At 51.8% G+C, this 16158-nt stretch carries 16 protein-coding genes; 10 read left to right on the top strand and 6 right to left on the bottom strand.

The genetic code is table 11. The annotated features are described in order from the left end of the window. The first annotated feature begins 24 nt into the window (after positions 1-24). The 6 genes from AC4BAN_RS04045 to AC4BAN_RS04020 all read left to right on the top strand — a co-directional run bounded on the left by AC4BAN_RS04045 (position 25) and on the right by AC4BAN_RS04020 (position 3709). Positions 25-825, top strand: a complete 801-nt coding sequence (locus tag AC4BAN_RS04045; protein ID WP_490563090.1) for a sulfite exporter TauE/SafE family protein — start codon at positions 25-27, stop codon at positions 823-825. A 164-nt stretch (positions 826-989) separates the two neighbouring features. Beyond that, a complete protein-coding gene (locus tag AC4BAN_RS04040; RefSeq protein ID WP_490563089.1) occupies positions 990-1547 on the top strand; it encodes a YeeE/YedE family protein in 558 nt (185 codons plus the stop codon). 47 nt (positions 1548-1594) lie between these two features. Next, positions 1595-2008 (top strand): DUF6691 family protein, encoded by a 414-nt coding sequence (locus AC4BAN_RS04035; protein WP_490563088.1) that lies wholly within the window; start codon positions 1595-1597, stop codon positions 2006-2008. Between the two features lie 42 nt (positions 2009-2050). Beyond that, a complete protein-coding gene (locus tag AC4BAN_RS04030; RefSeq protein ID WP_490563087.1) occupies positions 2051-2674 on the top strand; it encodes a TlpA family protein disulfide reductase in 624 nt (207 codons plus the stop codon). 220 nt (positions 2675-2894) lie between these two features. After that, positions 2895-3350: a hypothetical protein gene (locus tag AC4BAN_RS04025; RefSeq protein ID WP_490563086.1), complete on the top strand. Its 456-nt coding sequence runs from the start codon at positions 2895-2897 to the stop codon at positions 3348-3350. A gap of 47 nt (positions 3351-3397) precedes the next feature. Beyond that, positions 3398-3709, top strand: a complete 312-nt coding sequence (locus tag AC4BAN_RS04020) for a hypothetical protein (protein WP_490563085.1) — start codon at positions 3398-3400, stop codon at positions 3707-3709. Positions 3710-3733: 24 nt separating this feature from the next. Here the strand turns inward: AC4BAN_RS04020 and yjjX are convergent, their stop codons facing one another. After that, on the bottom strand, positions 3734-4285 hold the full coding sequence (gene yjjX, locus AC4BAN_RS04015; protein WP_490563084.1) for an inosine/xanthosine triphosphatase: 552 nt from the start codon (positions 4283-4285) through the stop codon (positions 3734-3736). Between the two features lie 264 nt (positions 4286-4549). Between yjjX and AC4BAN_RS04010 the strand changes: the two genes are divergently transcribed. Next, positions 4550-5836, top strand: coding sequence for a citrate synthase (locus AC4BAN_RS04010; protein ID WP_490563083.1), 1287 nt, complete (start codon positions 4550-4552; stop codon positions 5834-5836). A gap of 120 nt (positions 5837-5956) precedes the next feature. Here AC4BAN_RS04010 and AC4BAN_RS04005 read toward each other — a convergent pair whose 3' ends face one another. After that, positions 5957-7837: an OmpA family protein gene (locus AC4BAN_RS04005; RefSeq protein ID WP_490563082.1), complete on the bottom strand. Its 1881-nt coding sequence runs from the start codon at positions 7835-7837 to the stop codon at positions 5957-5959. Positions 7838-7888: 51 nt separating this feature from the next. Continuing rightward, positions 7889-8542 carry a 7-carboxy-7-deazaguanine synthase QueE gene (locus AC4BAN_RS04000; protein ID WP_490563081.1) on the bottom strand — a complete coding sequence of 218 codons (654 nt, stop codon included), beginning with the start codon at positions 8540-8542 and terminating at the stop codon, positions 7889-7891. 276 nt (positions 8543-8818) lie between these two features. Here AC4BAN_RS04000 and AC4BAN_RS03995 point away from each other — a divergent pair, with 276 nt between their 5' ends. Beyond that, positions 8819-9985, top strand: coding sequence for a sigma-54-dependent transcriptional regulator (locus AC4BAN_RS03995; protein ID WP_490563080.1), 1167 nt, complete (start codon positions 8819-8821; stop codon positions 9983-9985). A gap of 76 nt (positions 9986-10061) precedes the next feature. Here the strand turns inward: AC4BAN_RS03995 and AC4BAN_RS03990 are convergent, their stop codons facing one another. Beyond that, positions 10062-11024 (bottom strand): M90 family metallopeptidase, encoded by a 963-nt coding sequence (locus AC4BAN_RS03990; protein ID WP_490563079.1) that lies wholly within the window; start codon positions 11022-11024, stop codon positions 10062-10064. After that, a complete protein-coding gene (locus AC4BAN_RS03985; RefSeq protein ID WP_490563078.1) occupies positions 11017-12012 on the bottom strand; it encodes an acyl transferase in 996 nt (331 codons plus the stop codon). Before AC4BAN_RS03985 ends, AC4BAN_RS03990 begins: the two co-directional genes overlap by 8 nt. Positions 12013-12088: 76 nt before the next feature. On the opposite strand from AC4BAN_RS03985, the gene AC4BAN_RS03980 reads away from it, so the two are divergent. Beyond that, positions 12089-12682, top strand: coding sequence for a hypothetical protein (locus tag AC4BAN_RS03980; protein WP_490563077.1), 594 nt, complete (start codon positions 12089-12091; stop codon positions 12680-12682). A 77-nt stretch (positions 12683-12759) separates the two neighbouring features. Here AC4BAN_RS03980 and AC4BAN_RS03975 read toward each other — a convergent pair whose 3' ends face one another. Further along, entirely contained in the window at positions 12760-15171 is a 2412-nt protein-coding gene (locus AC4BAN_RS03975) for an alpha-ketoacid dehydrogenase subunit alpha/beta (RefSeq protein WP_490563076.1), read from the bottom strand. A gap of 191 nt (positions 15172-15362) precedes the next feature. Here AC4BAN_RS03975 and AC4BAN_RS03970 point away from each other — a divergent pair, with 191 nt between their 5' ends. Further along, positions 15363-16148, top strand: a complete 786-nt coding sequence (locus AC4BAN_RS03970; RefSeq protein ID WP_490563075.1) for a DUF1573 domain-containing protein — start codon at positions 15363-15365, stop codon at positions 16146-16148. Positions 16149-16158 lie beyond the last annotated feature (10 nt).

The following is a 16158-nucleotide window of genomic DNA, read 5'->3' as shown; positions in this document are numbered from 1 at the left end:
CTGTAGAAAATCAGAACGTAAGAAATGGAAATACTTGGATACTTTGCAGCCTTGTTAATCGGACTTTCCCTGGGGTTGACCGGAAGCGGAGGCTCTATACTTACAGTGCCCATACTAGTTTACCTGATGCGCCTCAGCCCGGTTATCTCAACAGCCTACTCACTGTTTATCGTTGGCATAACCAGTTTTGTGGGAAGTATAAAGTTTTACAGAAAAGACCTGGTAAGCTTTAACACAGCAATGATCTTCGGGGCCCCTTCGCTGAGCACCGTCTTTCTTACGCGCAGCTTCCTTGTGCCTGCCATCCCGGCCCATATCGTAAACATAGCCGGATTTGATTTGACTAAGAACATCCTCCTGATGGTACTGTTCGCAGTGCTGATGGTAGCGGCATCATTCAGCATGATCCGTAAGCGCTCGCTGAAGCCGAACACAGCGGACGACGAAGGGCCTCGCATTCACTATGCAGCCGTTATGATGCAGGGCACGTTAGTAGGGCTTGTATCCGGGCTGGTGGGCGCCGGAGGCGGGTTTCTGATCATCCCGGCGTTGGTACTGTTTACGGGGCTGGACATGAAGCTGGCCGTGGGCACATCGCTTTTCATTATCGCCGCCAACTCGCTGATAGGCTTTTTAGGCGACATCTTCCATTACAACATAGACTGGGCTTTCCTGCTCACTTTCTCATCGCTTTCTGTGGCCGGTATTTTTATCGGAACGGCCCTTTCGAGCAAAATACAAGGCGAGAAACTTAAGAAAGGGTTTGGATGGTTTGTACTTGTAATGGGTTTTTACATTCTTACCCGGGAAATTTTATTCGCCTAAGCCCACGGAAACCTGCCAAGCACACCACGCACCCTTCTTGTGTCGGTACGGAGGTGCAGGCACTTGGCCCTAAAGGAAAAAACAATACTTCAAATGAAACAGTACGCGGGCAGCACGGTTTTATGCCTGGCTCAAAAAGAAACACATTATTTAGCTTAAGAAAAATGTTAGCACTACTTAGCCAGCCATGGCCTTGGTACACCTCAGGAATTTTAATCGCATGCGTCATGGTGCTTCTCCTGTTTTTTGGGAAGTCGTTTGGCTTCTCGTCTAACCTGCGCGTGCTATGCGCCGCCTGCGGGGCAGGTAAAAACGTTAAGTTCTTCGATTTCGACTGGCGCTCCCAAACCTGGAACCTGCTGTTTGTGGTCGGTGCGATCCTGGGCGGATGGATCTCGTCTGAGTTCCTGACAAACGGGGAGGCTGTGCAACTATCGCAGGCAACCCTTCAGGACCTGAAAGCCCTGGGTATCGCAGCGCCGGATGGCCTGCAGCCTGGGGAGATTTTCAGTTCAGAGGCGCTGTTTAGTATAAAAGGCTTCCTGATCATGCTGCTAGGTGGTTTCATGATCGGCTTCGGGTCGCGTTACGCAGGCGGCTGTACCTCAGGGCACGCCATCAGTGGTTTATCCAACCTGCAGGTACCATCACTTATTGCCGTTATCGGTTTCTTTATCGGTGGCCTGCTCATGACGCACCTGCTGCTGCCCTTAATACTCTAAGTAGCACGCACAGCACTAAAGTATCTCTCAACAAAAGCATTCATACCATGAAAGGATTAAAATTTATAGTAACCGGTATCTTTTTCGGCATCGTGATGAGTAAGTCGGAGGCGATCTCGTGGTACAGAATTCAGGAGATGTTCCGTTTCCAGGCTTTCCACATGTATGGCATTATCGGAACAGCCGTTTTGCTGGGAGTCGTGGCCACCTACCTCATCAAGAAGTACAACATGAAGGATTATCAGGGCAACCCGATCATCTTCACGCCAAAAGAAAAATCAGTCCCGCGCTACCTGATCGGGGGCATCATTTTTGGGCTGGGTTGGGCACTAACGGGCGCTTGCCCGGGCCCGATGTTCGTGAACCTGGGGTATGGCTACTGGGCCATCTTGGTAGCCATCGGGGGAGCGATAGCAGGAACGTACCTGTATGGGGTAATTAAAGACAAACTACCGCATTAGGCAAGGATAAAGACTTTGGATTGAAAATAGAATATTAGGTAAATGGATAAGAAGCGATTCTCGTTGAAGGAAATACCAGGGTGGGCAGTCGTGCTTGTCATTTTCGCAGTTTTATACTTAACAGGCTTACACACCGAGGTTGTGGGGCAAATGCAGCGCCTGTTGCTTGCCTCAGGTATAAAAAACGCTGACATGCCCGACGCACCCTCTACAGAAAAAACTGAGCCTGTAGGCAGCAGCACCGCTTCTATGGCTAGAACCGGCTTTAAGATGCAAACGCTTGCTGGCAAAACGGTGAATTTCGAGAGCCTGAAAGGTAAAGTAGTATTTTTGAATATCTGGGCTACCTGGTGCCCTCCGTGCGTGGCCGAAATGCCGAACATTCAGCAGCTGTATGAAAAGGTGGGCTCCGACAAGATTGCTTTTGTGATGCTTTCTATGGATGAAGGCGGTGCAGCGAAAGTGAACAAATACATAAACAAGAAAGGGTTCACCTTCCCGGTTTACTTGCCGGCCGGGCAGCTGCCGCAGGAGTTTTACAGCAATGCCATCCCAACTACTTTTATCATCTCTCCGGAAGGCAGGATTGTAGCCAGGCAGGAAGGCATGGCAGAGTACGACACCCAGGAAGTACGTGACTTTTTACAAAGCATGGTTGAAAAGTAGGCTTTACTTACGCATAGTGTGGATAATGGCTGCTGCCTGACAGCAAGGACACCATGAGAAATTGCGCAGCCCCACAGAAAAGGGACCGATGAGAATACTTCTTTTACTAAGATCAATTCTGTACCTTATGCTTACATTTAAAGCACCAAAGGCCTACCCTGTTTTCAGCAGCGTGTAAGCCGATGCTATAACCACTGACAGCACCAAGAACAGCCCTTATATGTTCCACCACGATGAAGAGCACCTGAGTGCTGCAAGCCTGCCGCTTTACCGGAAAGGCAAGGAGATACTGGAGCTCACCATAAAAATCGCAGAGCTGATACCGGAGGAAAACACCGCCCTGGTGCACCTGAAAGCCATGATGCTGGAAGATGCCGCGCTGCTAACCGTGAAAGTGTCGGGTGCCGAGGCAGGCGACTTGTTTGACATCCGGATGGAAAACGCCACCTTGGTACGCAAGGCTGCCCGGGAGCTTGAAACCCACTGCACCACCCTGACCATGTTCGGTTTTGCAGACACGCAGTACCTGCACCTGATTCGGGAGGCGATTGAAGAGTACAGAACCCTTTTTGTTAGTTGGGTGCAAGGCTTCGACCCCTGGAACTATGTGCTGGACAACTGGGGCCTTTTTAACCCGCCGGGCATTTTGCCGGATGATGCAGGCGACAACTTTTAACCACCTCCAGCCGACATTACCTGAATGTTTACCCAAACGATTTAACAATGGCGCTAGAAAACCTGGATGAGGACAGATACCTGGAACTGAACACTTATTTCAGAATAAAGATACAGGGCATGATGGATGGTGACCCCTACATTCAGGAACTGATCGGGCAAGAAACCGGGCTGCAGCTGCAGGACCTGATTGATAGGATGTCGGCTGCGGACCAGCAGCTGTGGCAGGAGTTCATGCACCTGGACCGCCTGAAACTGCACCGGGACCTGAAGAATCACCTGGAAGGGCGCGGTACCCCTTTCAAACCCGGCCAGGGGTTCAGTACCGGTTTGGAGGGCGACTCAGATCAGCCCTGGTAAAACTCCGCTTTAATTTTAACCCATTCAGGCAGGCGCGTAAAGGGCGCTGTTCCTGAAAGGCACCAGTGCCAGCATAACGGCCTGCTCGTAGAGTGCCTTGCGGTCCAGGGCGTTGTCTGTTAAGATGCCAATGGCGCCACCTGCCTGCTTAGAGTTGTGCTTGTTAAACACCATGTCATCGGCGGTGCCCAGTTCAACTCCCTGTTCCACCAGCCGGCTGACGGCCCGGGGCAGGAAAAAAGTACCTGAGCGTGCCTTCCCGGTCATCTCCCTCGACCGTACCACAATCCAGGCGAAAGCGGCCAACTCCTCCTGTAAGGGGGCAACCCCACCCTCCAACCCGATCCAGAAATCGGCCTCGGGCATATGCTTACATGCATTTTCCACCCTGTTTAAGGCGCCCTGCATGGTTTCAGCATCGGTCATAGGCTGGTCCGGCACCCCAGAGGGCACCGAAACAGGCTTAATCGAAAACTGCTGATCCGGGAACATGCGCTGCAAGCCAGCCAGGGCGGCGGCCAGCTTCACCGGATTCTGAGAGGCGACAACAACGGTAAACGCAAGAGCTGTATTCATTATAATTTATAGGTGTCAGATTTGGTTGAAAGGTTAGCGTGCGAACGGATTCAAATAAACACAAAAATCGCCAGAATCAGTATAATCAGCGTTTTTTTAAAACATTTTCCGGAAAAAACGTTTATTAGGATGATTGATTGAAAGTGTAACATCAAAACATTGTGGATGTGGAATATTATCCCAAGCCCTTATTTCCTTTTATAACAATTATTCCATAATTTCGCTTTCTAAGACACACAACAACGGACATAAACTAAAAAACGCATGTCAGAATTTGCTGAAATAATTTTAGACGGTAAGTCTTACCAAATGCCAATCGTGGAGGGCACTGAAAATGAAAAGGCGATAGATATCTCTTCGTTACGGGCGCAGTCAGGCTATATCACACTGGATCCAGGCTATAAAAACACTGGTGCCACTACAAGTGCGATCACCTTTCTAGATGGTGAGCAGGGTATACTTCGCTACAGAGGCTATCCGATAGAGCAACTGGCAGAGAAGTCTAACTTTATTGAGGTGGCTTACCTGCTGATCTACGGTTCTTTGCCAACGGAGCAGGAACTGACTGAATTCAGCAACAAGATCAAAAACCATACGCTGGTGCATGAGGACATGCGCAAAATATTCGACGGCTTCCCGACCACGGCACACCCGATGGGCGTGCTGTCTGCGCTGGTTAGCTCGCTTACCGCCTTCTACCCGGAGTCCCTGAACCCGAACCAGCAGAAAGAGGAAGTGGATCTCTCCATTATTCGTTTAATTGCGAAGATCTCCACCATTGCCGCCTGGTCATACAAAAACTCGGTGGGTCACCCGGTAAACTACCCAAAAAACAACCTCGATTACGTTTCCAACTTCCTGCACATGATGTTTGCCTTCCCGACCGAGGATTATGAGGTGAACCCTGTGGTGGTGGATGCTTTGAATAAACTGTTGATCCTGCACGCGGACCATGAGCAAAACTGCTCTACCTCTACCGTGCGTCTGGTGGGTTCTGCGAACGCAAGCCTTTATTCTTCGGTGTCTGCCGGTGCTGGCGCCCTTTGGGGACCACTGCACGGAGGCGCAAACCAGGCGGTGATCGAGATGCTGGAGGCTATCAAGGCCGATGGCGGAGACTCTAAGAAATACATCGCTAAGGCAAAAGACAAAGACGATCCTTTCCGTTTGATGGGCTTTGGGCACAGAGTGTACAAAAACTTTGACCCGCGTGCCATCATCATCAAAAAGGCTGCTGACGAGGTATTAAGCGCCCTGGGAGTGAAAGACCCTATCCTGGACATCGCCAAAGAACTGGAAGAGGCCGCCCTGAACGATCCATACTTTGTAGAGCGCAAACTGTACCCTAACGTCGATTTCTACTCAGGCATTATCTACCGTGCCATCGGCATCCCAACCGACATGTTTACGGTGATGTTTGCCCTGGGCCGTCTACCGGGCTGGATAGCCCAATGGAAAGAAATGCGTGAGAACAAAGAGCCGATCGGCCGGCCGCGCCAGGTCTATACCGGCGAAACAGAGCGCAACTACACTCCCCTGGAAAAGCGCTAGTAAGCTCGCTACACAATAATATTCTCATTAAACAGGCAAGGCTGATCCTCGGATCAGCCTTGCCTGTTTTAGTTTAGTGGTATGCCTTGTAAACCTGTCAAATTCTAGTCGTAAGTGCGTTTACAGCACTTTCATCTCGATGCGGCGGTTGAGCTTTCGGTTCTCATCAGAGGTGTTGGGCTGCACAGGTTTTGTTTCGCCGTAGCCTTTGTAGCGGATGCGGTCTTTGGCAATGCCATGGCTGCTCAGGTACTCAACCACCGATTTGGCGCGTTTCTCTGACAGCACCTGGTTGTCCTGATCGGCCCCCACATCGTCGGTATGTCCGGCAATCTCCATTTTCAACGCCTCGTTCTGCTGCAAAAACTTAATGAGTCTATTCAGCTCCGTTATCGATTCTTTCTCTAATGCATACTTGCCCGTGTCGAAAAACAGGTTGTTCAGCACCACCGCTGCTCCCGCTTTCAGGGGCTCCAGGTATACATCCAGCGCAACAGGGCTTAAACTCTTGGGCGAGGTATAGTCAAAGCTCAGGCTGTTCATCAGGTAACCCGGCGCGCCCACATACAATGCATACGGCTTGCCCTCCGTAAGCACCACGGTATACTCACCAGACACCTTATCCGAGTTTACCTGCTGCACCAGCGAATCGGCCTGTAGGTTGTACAACTGCACCTGCGCTGCCAACGGCTTTTTGGTGGCGGCATCAAAAACGCGCCCCTGCGCATAGGTGCTGTTCTCGCGACTGCGCCATTCCATCGGAACTTTAAACCTAAAAAGCTGAATGGTAGGCGCTCCCGCATCGGTGTTAACCTGCCGGGAGTAATAGCCTGTTTCATTATCCGGTGTTATAAAAAGCGAGCCTTCGTCGGCAAAGGTGTTCAGTGGGTAACCCAGGTTTTTAGGTTCGCTCCATTTCGAGTTACTGTCCAGGGTTGCTTTAAAGATATCCAGCCCCCCCATGCCTAAGTGCCCGTCACTCACAAAGTATAGCGTAGAGCCGCTTGCATGCACCGAAGGCGCCATGTCGCGGCCCGTGGAGTTTATACTTCTGCCCATGTTCACTGGCTTCGTCCAGTTTCCGTCTTCCTGCTGATAGGTAACCCAAAGGTCCTCCTGGCCTACGCCGCCGCCGCGGTTAGAGCTGAAATAGATTGTGCGCCCGTCCGCTGACAGGCTGGGCTGCGAATCCCAGGCTCTGGAATTGACCGCAGTGCCCATATTTTTCGGTTTGCTCCACTCCTTGCCGGTGCGGTAGGAAATGTACAGATCGCAGTCGCCCACGCCGTCGGGTCGGTTGCAGGAGGTGAACACCAGTGTTTTGCCGTCGCCGGCGATGGTGGCGGCCCCCTCGTTGGCCTCCGAGTTGATGTTAGCGGAAATGGAGACAGGTTCCTTCCAGTCACCCCCGTTCATCTCACTCAGGTAGATATTCTCGTCATGGTCCGGGCGGGCACTCGTGCGGGCCGTGTAAATAAAGTAGCGCTGGTCGGCGGTGGTGTACGGAAAATACTGGAGGCCAAACTTATTAACCGTGCCCGGCATCTGCTCCGGGTTAAAAGCGATCGGGGTCTTGATGGCTTCCAGGGCATAATCCGCTGTTTTCACCTGTTTTCTGGCGAATTCAACCAGCCGGGCATTGCGGGTATTGGCTTTCAGGAACAGCTCAAAATATTTTTTGGCCTCCTCGTAGGCTCCCTGCTCAAAATAGAGGTCGGCCAGGTCGAAGTAGTAATTGGCGTACGCTGGTGTAAAAGGCACCAGCGCCAACCCTTTTTTCAGGTTTGCGAACGAGGCAGCCTTATCCCCCATCATCTTGTAGAGGTTAGCCGAACGCACATAGGCCTCGGCAAAACCCGGCTCTTTTTCCACTGCTTCTGAGAGGGCGTCAAGGGCTTTCTCGAAGTCGCGGGCGCGGGCATAGTCCTCGGCTTTGTAATACAGCTTTTCGGCCCTTGCGTTGGTGGTGCTCAGTTTCTGGCTCTGAGCCCAGCCTGCCATCGAAAGGCAACAGAAAAGAATCGCAAAAAGAAAGGGTTTGCACATAAGTTGTTACGGAATATCCATGTACTTGTGGGTCTGCAGGGACACACGCCATTTGGGGTTGTGTTTGACGTATTCTACTATCAAAGGCATTATTTCGTTGGCCTTGCTCCATTCCGGCTGCAGGTAAAGCAGGCAATGCCCCCCTACCTTCGCCGCGTGCTCCTCTGCCCACTTAAAGTCGCTTTTGTTAAAAATGATCACTTTCAGCTCATGCGCATAAGGATAGACCGAGGCATGCGGCGCTTTAAACTTTTTAGGAGAAAGGCAGATCCAGTCCCAGTGGCCACTCACAGGATAAGCGCCCGAGGTTTCGATGCACGTTTTAATGCCCCGCTCCTGCAACTGTGCGGTAAGCGGCTGCAGGTTATAGAGCAAGGGCTCTCCCCCTGTTATCACCACTGCTTTGCCCGGGTAGTCCGTGGCAGTATCCACGATGTCGTGAACAGGGGTAAGCGGGTGCAGCGCGGCATCCCAGCTCTCCTTCACGTCGCACCAATGGCACCCTACGTCGCAGCCTCCCAGCCTGATGAAGTACGCCGCTGTTCCGGTATTCGCCCCCTCTCCCTGAATGGTATAAAACGCCTCCATCAGAGGCAGTTCGCTTCCATCTTTGGGCACGGTGTGTATGGAGGCCGTTTTATATGCTTTGATTTCTTCCAAACCTTATTTTCTATGGCTGCCGCTTTGGAGGCAGCCTGTATGTACACGCATTAAAAGTATTTCTGCTTTCTTATTTAAATTCTATGCAGAACTCGCAAAGGTAGCTAAAAAAGAAACAGGTAAGTAATGCCTTCTGTTCCGTATTGACAATCCACTGCCAGTTACATGTAACCTCACCCTGTTCAAATCAGTTAAAGTGAAATCAATTTCAGCTAAAAACCTGTCTTGCTTGTTGGTTAATTATTACCTATACTTAGCCTGATTTATAAAATAAATATGCCCAAAATTCTGATAATAGATGATGAGCGCGCCATTCGCAGCACGCTTAAGGAGATACTTGAGTTTGAGAATTACAGCGTGGATGAGGCCGAGGACGGCGAAAAAGGGCTGCAACAACTTGCCAAGTCCAGGTACGATGTGGTGCTTTGCGATATTAAGATGCCCGGCATGGATGGGATTGAAGTGCTGGAAAAGGCCATGGAGCTGACACCGGACACCCCGTTTATCATGGTATCCGCCCACGGCACCATCGATACCGCCGTGGAAGCCACTAAAAAAGGCGCCTACGATTTTCTGCAAAAGCCACCAGACCTTAACCGTTTGCTTGTTTCTGTGCGCAACGCCCTGGATAAATCCAGCCTGGTGACAGAGACCAAGATCCTGAAAAAGAAGATATCCAAGACCTATGAGATGGTAGGCGCGTCTGCAGCACTGGGGCGCGTGAAACAAGCCATTGAAAAGGTGGCCCCCACCGATGCCCGCGTGCTGATTACCGGCCCCAACGGATCTGGCAAGGAACTGGTGGCGCGCGCCATACATGAGCACAGTAACCGCAGCAACGGCCCTTTGATTGAGGTAAACTGCGCCGCCATTCCGAGTGAGCTGATCGAGAGTGAACTGTTTGGCCACGAGAAAGGCTCTTTTACCTCAGCGGTGAAGCAGCGCATCGGCAAGTTTGAGCAGGCCAGCGGTGGCACGCTGTTCCTGGATGAAGTGGGCGACATGAGCCTTTCTGCCCAGGCCAAGGTACTGCGCGCGCTGCAGGAGCACAAGATCACGCGCGTGGGCGGCGACAAGGACATTCAGGTGGATGTGCGTGTGCTGGCGGCTACCAATAAAAACCTGCTGGAGGAGATCGAGGCGAAGACCTTTCGCGAGGACTTGTACCACCGTTTGGGCGTCATCCTGATTCATGTGCCCCCTTTAAACGAACGGCGCGAGGACATTCCGGACCTGGTCAGCAAATTCCTGAACGACATTGCCACTGATTATGGCAACAAGCCCAAAGCTATCACGCAGGATGCCCTGGCCTATTTGCAGGAACTGGATTGGCGCGGCAACGTGCGGGAACTGCGCAACGTGGTGGAGCGCCTGGTGATCATGAGTGGCCCCGAGATCACTGGCGAGGATGCCAAAGCGTACGCCAGACCCATGAACTCCTAACCCAACACCCTGGAAACACAAGCAAAATGCTTCCTTCCTTTGTAGCAAACGGCTGCAAAGGAAGGAAGCATTTTGCTTAGGCCGCTTTTTTCTTCAGCATACAGCATTTCTTGTACTTTTCGCCACTTCCACACGGGCAGGGCTCATTTCGCCGCACCCGCTTGCCATAGGGGTTTAACAGCTGTTTGAAATTGATCCGGAAACGCCGCTTCGGATTCTGTTCGAATACTTTTGTCAGCAGTTTATACAAATCCGGGTGCTTCTCGGCCAGCTGTGCCGGGCGCTCGAAAAAGTACTCCGTCACGACGGCAAAGAACTCTGCCTCGCTGGTGGCCCCATAGGGGTTGATGTCAGACTCCCCTTTCTTAATTTTTTTGATTTTGCGGTACATCAGCTCCTGCCAGGGCTGGATAAGGTCTTCGGGCAGGTAAGCGGCAGGTGTGCCGTCTATATCCCCATCGGCCTGGTCCAGCATGTGGGCAAACTCATGGATGCCCACGTTCTTGCGATCCGCCATGTCGTAGAAGCCACGCTCCAGCGCTGGCTTGGATAACGTGACATAATGGTCGTTCTGGAATGGATTGACCCGGCCCAGAATCTCAGAAACCGCCTCAGAGTTCTTATCCTTATACTTCTTGATGCTTCCCGGGAAGACTAATACCTCCCCCAGGTTCGGGTACTCCCAGTCGCGGAAGCCGAAGATGGGAATAATGGCGCTGGATGCAACCAGTACCTTCGTCAGGTCGTCAATCTCGACATCGATGCCGGTGATGCGCTTCTCGGACAAGAAAAGCTGCAGCATTTTCTCAAAGCGTCCTTTGTCCTCGTCTGTCTTCAGGGTATGGTAAAAGCCTACCCGATCAGTGAGTATCTTACGCCATTCCGCAGGGAATTCCTGCGCGAGCACCGCCTTTCTCCTTCTTCCTTTACGGGTGGCCCACCTGAAAAAAAGCAGGATCACGCCTGCCACCAATGCAATGAAAACAATATACCCCATGGCCCACTTAAACGAGAGCTGCCCCGGAAAGATGTCAGGCAATTAACAGGTTACAGCCCCGGATATCGGTATTGTCGAAACGGCCCAGCACCTCAAAACCTCCGCTGGCGTGCATGCGTCCGATGTCCTTGGTTTCAATAAAGGCACAGGAATCCACATTGGCCAGATCGATCACGTTTATCCCCCCCGATTTGTGGCCGGGGCTCACATCGAAAGGATCATTCAGGTCGCGCAGGAGCACCTGCATGGTGTCCCCAGCCGTAAACACGCCGTCGCCTTTGGAGTACGCCTGCGAGAGCAGCTCGGTCATGCCATACTCTGAATGGATGGCGGAAACACCGAAGCCCGCCTTCAAATGCGCATGCAGCTCTTCCCGGATCATCTCGCGGCGTCGTCCTTTCATGCCACCGGTCTCCATGATTATCACCTCGCTGAAATCCTCTTTCCCCCGGAGTTCCTCTGCCCAGTCCAGCAAGGCATAGGACACTCCCATCAGCAACACTTTCTTGCCTTGTAGCTTCGTCTGTTTCACCAGCTGCAGCAACTTCTCGTAGTTGCGAAGGTAGAAGCCCTCTACCTGCTGGCCGGTTTGCTGCACAAAAAAATCGACCATGGCCACCAGCGAGGAGCCGCCCTGCTCTAAATAAGATGGCAGCAGGGCCAGTACCACATAATCTTGCAGGGGCCCGTAGAAACGCTCGAAAATATGCTGTGTGTTGGCGGTGTACCACTCCAGCCGCGATACCAAATGACGGCTCCGGGTCTGTTGGGTGGTGCCGCTGCTGTAAAAAGTTACTTCCGGGTCAAATGCACCCGTCTTTACCGCATGGGTCTTAAAGAACTCGATGGGCAGAAACGGAATCGCCGTCAGTTCCTTCACATTCCGGGGCTGCACCCGCAGATACTGCAGGTACTGCTTGTACACCGGATTGTGTCCGGACTGGTAATGGAACAGCTCTAAGGCACAATCAGCAAAGTTAATTTGCTGATTGTGGTGCAATTGCTGAGTAAATCGTGCTTTAAAATTCATCTCCAGAATTTACAACAAATCCTATATTCTCTGCGTTTGAATTAGTAAATTTAGCTTCATTTTCTGACAATCATACATGAAATACCTGCTGAAGTATAGTATTGCCTTCCTGTTTGTACTGGTGGTGCTCAGCTCCTGCCGCAAAGAACCCAATTACCCTGATGCCCCCGAAATTCAGTTCAGAAGAGTGGAGCAGTTTCATTTCTCAAATGGTTCCAACATCCTGAGAGATTCTATCGTGCTCGTGATTCATTACCAGGATGGCGACGGCAATTTGGGTTTAAGGCCACTGGACCAGAACCCAAACACGGCAGACACCGACAGCCAGGCTCCTTTTAACCCTGGCTCTCCTTATGCGAAAAACTTTATTACAGACCTGTATGTGAAGCAACCGGTTTTCCCGGGCTCCCCTGACTCTTCGTTTGTGAAATTCCAGTTCCCGGTGGCCAATTCAGATTTCAGCGGCCGTTTTCAGCGGTTGTCCAGCGACGACAGAAAAGAACCACTGGAGGGGGAGATCAAATACAGTGTGAACGGCAGAAACGGCATTACCTCCGACATCTTTCCCAAAGGGACCATTATCAAGTTCGAGATCTTTATTTATGACCGCGACACACCCGTGCCCAACAAAAGCAACGTGATCGAGACCTCCCCGATCAAGCTATTCTGATAACTTATAACGATATATAAAGGCCCGGCAACTTACGTTACCGGGCCTTTATGATGCTATCCACTTTTAAAATAGTTCTAATAGATAACAGGGTATCGCTCCGGTTCAGCTTCGTGCATGATCTCGTACACTGCCTCAAATACATCCTCGGTGTTCGGTTTGGAGAAATAATCGCCATCTGAGGAGTAAGGCGGACGGTGCGCGTGCGCTGAAAGGCACTGTGGTTTTGAGTCGAGCCATCTCCAGGCTCCCTGCTCGTCCACTACCTGCTGCATCATGAACGCGGTGGCGCCTCCGGGCACGTCCTCGTCAGCGAACAGCACCCGGTTCGTTTTCCGGATCGAGTCTGAGATCATGTGGTGAACATCAAAAGGAAGCAGCGTCTGCACATCGATCACTTCCATTGAAATACCGAAGTCCTCCAGTTGCTTTGCCGCCTCCAGCACGATACGGCACATTGAGCCATAGGTGACCACTGTTATGTCCGTGCCATGCTTCAGGACCTCCGGCTGACCCAGGGGTACGGTGAACTCAGCAATGTTGCTTGGTATCTGCTCTTTTAAACGGTAGCCGTTGAGGCACTCAATAATAAGCGCGGGCTCATCCGACAGCAGCATGGTATTGTAAAAGCCAGCCGCCTGCGTCATGTCGCGCGGCACCAGCACGTGCATACCGCGTATACTGTTCAGGATCATGCCGATGGGCGAGCCCGAATGCCAGATTCCCTCCAAACGGTGTCCGCGGGTGCGCACGATCAGGGGAGCCTTCTGGCCGCCTTTGGTGCGGTACTGCAGACAGGCCACATCATCGGACAGTATCTGAATGGCATACAGCAGGTAATCAAGGTACTGGATCTCAGCGATCGGGCGCAGGCCGCGCAAGGCAGCCCCTATTCCCTGTCCAATAATAGTGCATTCGCGGATACCGGTATCCGTTACCCGCAGGTCACCGTATTTTTCCTGCAGTCCGGCAAAAGCCTGATTCACGTCGCCGATAAAGCCCACATCCTCGCCGATAGCGAAAACACGGGGATCACGGGCCAGCATGGCATCAAAGCAGGCCTGCAGCACCTCGCGGCCATCCACAAGTGCTCCGTTTTCTGCAAACTCCGCCTTCACTTCCTCTACCTGTAAAGCAGCGTTATCCGACTGGCTATACAAGTAGGAGTTAAAGCGATCGGCATTCTCGCCCATGGTTTGTTCCAGCCAGCCTATCAGTGTGCGCTTGGCCTGGTTGTTTTCGTCGCGCACGTAACGCAGGGCTTTGCGCACGGCCCTCACCGCGTCGCTCCTGATGGGGGCTGCGCCGGCTTTGCGCAGTTCCTCGACGATGGTGGCTACTTCGGTGATGTGCTCGCTGGCTGCGGCCAGGTCATCCAACAGTTGCAGAGCCTCCTCATGGCTCTCTAACACAGGTGCAGTAAACGCACTCCAGGCCTGCGTGCGGGCAGCCCGAACCTTATCTTTGGCATCGGCTTCTATCTGATCCAGCTGCCCGGCGGTGGCAATCTCGTTTTCGAGTATCCATTCGCGCATCTTTTTCAGGCAGTCAAAATCCGACTCCCACTCCAGCCGCTCTTTAGACTTATAGCGCTCATGCGACCCTGAGGTGGAGTGGCCTTGCGGCTGCGTTAACTCCTCTACGTGCATCAGCACAGGCACATGCTGCTCGCGGCACACCCGCACCGCCGATTCGTAAGCGTCGCATAGGGCAGCGTAATCCCAGCCTTTCACCTTGAAAATTTCATAGCCCTGTTCCCCTTCGCTGTTGCGCTGGAAACCGGCCAGTATTTCGGAGATGCTTCCTTTGGTGGTCTGGTACTCGGCGGGCACCGAAATGCCATAGCCATCGTCCCACACCGATACCAGCATCGGGATCTGAAGCACACCTGCCGCATTGATCGCCTCAAAGAACATGCCCTCGGAGGTGGAAGCGTTGCCAATGGTGCCAAAGGCCACTTCGTTTCCGTTTACTGAGAACTCTTTGAGGTGCTGCAGCGCAGCATTCTGACGGTACAATTTAGAGGCATACGCCAGCCCGACCAGGCGGGGCATCTGCGAAGCCGTCGGGGAAATATCCGAGCTGGAATTTTTCTGGTCCGTCAGGTTTTTCCAGTTTCCCTCGTCATCCAGTAGCCTGGTGCCAAAATGGCCGTTCATGGCCCGTCCGGCCGTGGAGGGCTCTGCCTCTACGTCGGTGTGGGCGTATAATTGTGCAAAGTACTGCTGTAGCGTCAGTTCGCCGATGGCAAACATAAAGGTCTGGTCGCGGTAATAGCCGGAACGGAAATCGCCGTTTTGGAAAAACCGCGCCATGGCCAGCTGCGCCACTTCCTTCCCGTCTCCGAAGATGCCGAACTTGGCTTTCCCCATGAACACCTCCTTGCGGCCGGCAAGGCTGGCGTGGCGGCTCTCCCACCCGATGCGGTAGTCGTTCAGGATTTCTTCAGCAGTTAATTTTTGAGTTATAGATGCTTCAGCGGTTTGCATGTTTTCTATTTATAAACCAAAGGTATTTTCCAATCAAAAGTACAGAACATTCGCCTAATTTCAAATTTAGAGCCGTTTTGCACCACCTGGCTTCCTGGCCGGAAGAATTGTTTTAAAAATCTTTTTGTATATTTGTTTTACGCTGGAAAAAAATCAGCGCATATTGGCATTAATCAGCTTCCTTTGATCATATGAGAAACACGCTTTCCTTTTTATTTATACTTTGCCTTGCCCTGCTGGCTGCCGGTAAGGCGCAGGCGCAGGCCACTACAGAGTTTGAGAAAGAAACGCATGATTTCGGCACGATTGCAGAAGGCACGCAGGCTGTTTACGAGTTTAAGGTTAAGAATGCAGGAAACCAGCCTTTGCTGATTTCTGCCGTGCAGCCTTCCTGCGGCTGTACCACCCCCGACTGGACAAAAGAACCTATCTTACCGGGTAAGACAGGAATTATCAAGGCTATTTATAACAGTACCGGCAGACCCGGGCCCTTTTATAAGGCAATCACGGTTACTACAAACGCAGTTTCACCAAGCCAGGTTTTGTACATAAAAGGAGAAGTTGGCCCAAAAGATTCAAAATTAAACTACACCCCGGAACAAAAGATGTTATCGCCGCGTTTGGCAGTTGGAAGTTCGGTTTATACCTTTGGAAAACTTGAAAAAGGTCAAAAAGCCGTCGCCAGGTTCACGATTAAAAACACTGGTCGCCAGCCCCTTGTGATACAAGGCGTAAAAACGGCATGCAACTGCGTAACATTCAAAGTTTCGGAGCCGGCAATAAAACCAGGGCAAACCGCTACTTTGGAACTAACGTACGTTCCTATGGTGTTAAGGGAGCAAAATGAAGTAGTCAACATTCTTTCGAATGATATTATAATGCCAGACATCAGGCTAACGCTTAAAGCAAATGTAGTGGAGCGCCTGGCATCACAGAATATGTTAAGGGAAAGCAATCAGCCGGTACCTTTCAGATAGTTTTTTTCAT

It is taken from the genome of Pontibacter sp. GD13, assembly GCF_058216355.1.
Note: the sequence above shows the minus strand (reverse complement) of the source record. Positions and strands in the feature narration are given on the sequence as shown.

What these genes read in the sequence shown, in the direction of transcription:
- AC4BAN_RS04045 (WP_490563090.1), top strand. Translation starts at nt 25, where the DNA reads ATGGAAATACTTGGATACTTTGCAGCCTTGTTAATCGGACTTTCCCTG.
- AC4BAN_RS04040 (WP_490563089.1), top strand. Translation starts at nt 990, where the DNA reads ATGTTAGCACTACTTAGCCAGCCATGGCCTTGGTACACCTCAGGAATT.
- AC4BAN_RS04035 (WP_490563088.1), top strand. Translation starts at nt 1,595, where the DNA reads ATGAAAGGATTAAAATTTATAGTAACCGGTATCTTTTTCGGCATCGTG.
- AC4BAN_RS04030 (WP_490563087.1), top strand. Translation starts at nt 2,051, where the DNA reads ATGGATAAGAAGCGATTCTCGTTGAAGGAAATACCAGGGTGGGCAGTC.
- AC4BAN_RS04025 (WP_490563086.1), top strand. Translation starts at nt 2,895, where the DNA reads ATGTTCCACCACGATGAAGAGCACCTGAGTGCTGCAAGCCTGCCGCTT.
- AC4BAN_RS04020 (WP_490563085.1), top strand. Translation starts at nt 3,398, where the DNA reads ATGGCGCTAGAAAACCTGGATGAGGACAGATACCTGGAACTGAACACT.
- yjjX (WP_490563084.1), bottom strand. Translation starts at nt 4,285, where the DNA reads ATGAATACAGCTCTTGCGTTTACCGTTGTTGTCGCCTCTCAGAATCCG.
- AC4BAN_RS04010 (WP_490563083.1), top strand. Translation starts at nt 4,550, where the DNA reads ATGTCAGAATTTGCTGAAATAATTTTAGACGGTAAGTCTTACCAAATG.
- AC4BAN_RS04005 (WP_490563082.1), bottom strand. Translation starts at nt 7,837, where the DNA reads ATGGCAGGCTGGGCTCAGAGCCAGAAACTGAGCACCACCAACGCAAGG.
- AC4BAN_RS03995 (WP_490563080.1), top strand. Translation starts at nt 8,819, where the DNA reads ATGCCCAAAATTCTGATAATAGATGATGAGCGCGCCATTCGCAGCACG.
- AC4BAN_RS03985 (WP_490563078.1), bottom strand. Translation starts at nt 12,012, where the DNA reads ATGAATTTTAAAGCACGATTTACTCAGCAATTGCACCACAATCAGCAA.
- AC4BAN_RS03980 (WP_490563077.1), top strand. Translation starts at nt 12,089, where the DNA reads ATGAAATACCTGCTGAAGTATAGTATTGCCTTCCTGTTTGTACTGGTG.
- AC4BAN_RS03975 (WP_490563076.1), bottom strand. Translation starts at nt 15,171, where the DNA reads ATGCAAACCGCTGAAGCATCTATAACTCAAAAATTAACTGCTGAAGAA.
- AC4BAN_RS03970 (WP_490563075.1), top strand. Translation starts at nt 15,363, where the DNA reads ATGAGAAACACGCTTTCCTTTTTATTTATACTTTGCCTTGCCCTGCTG.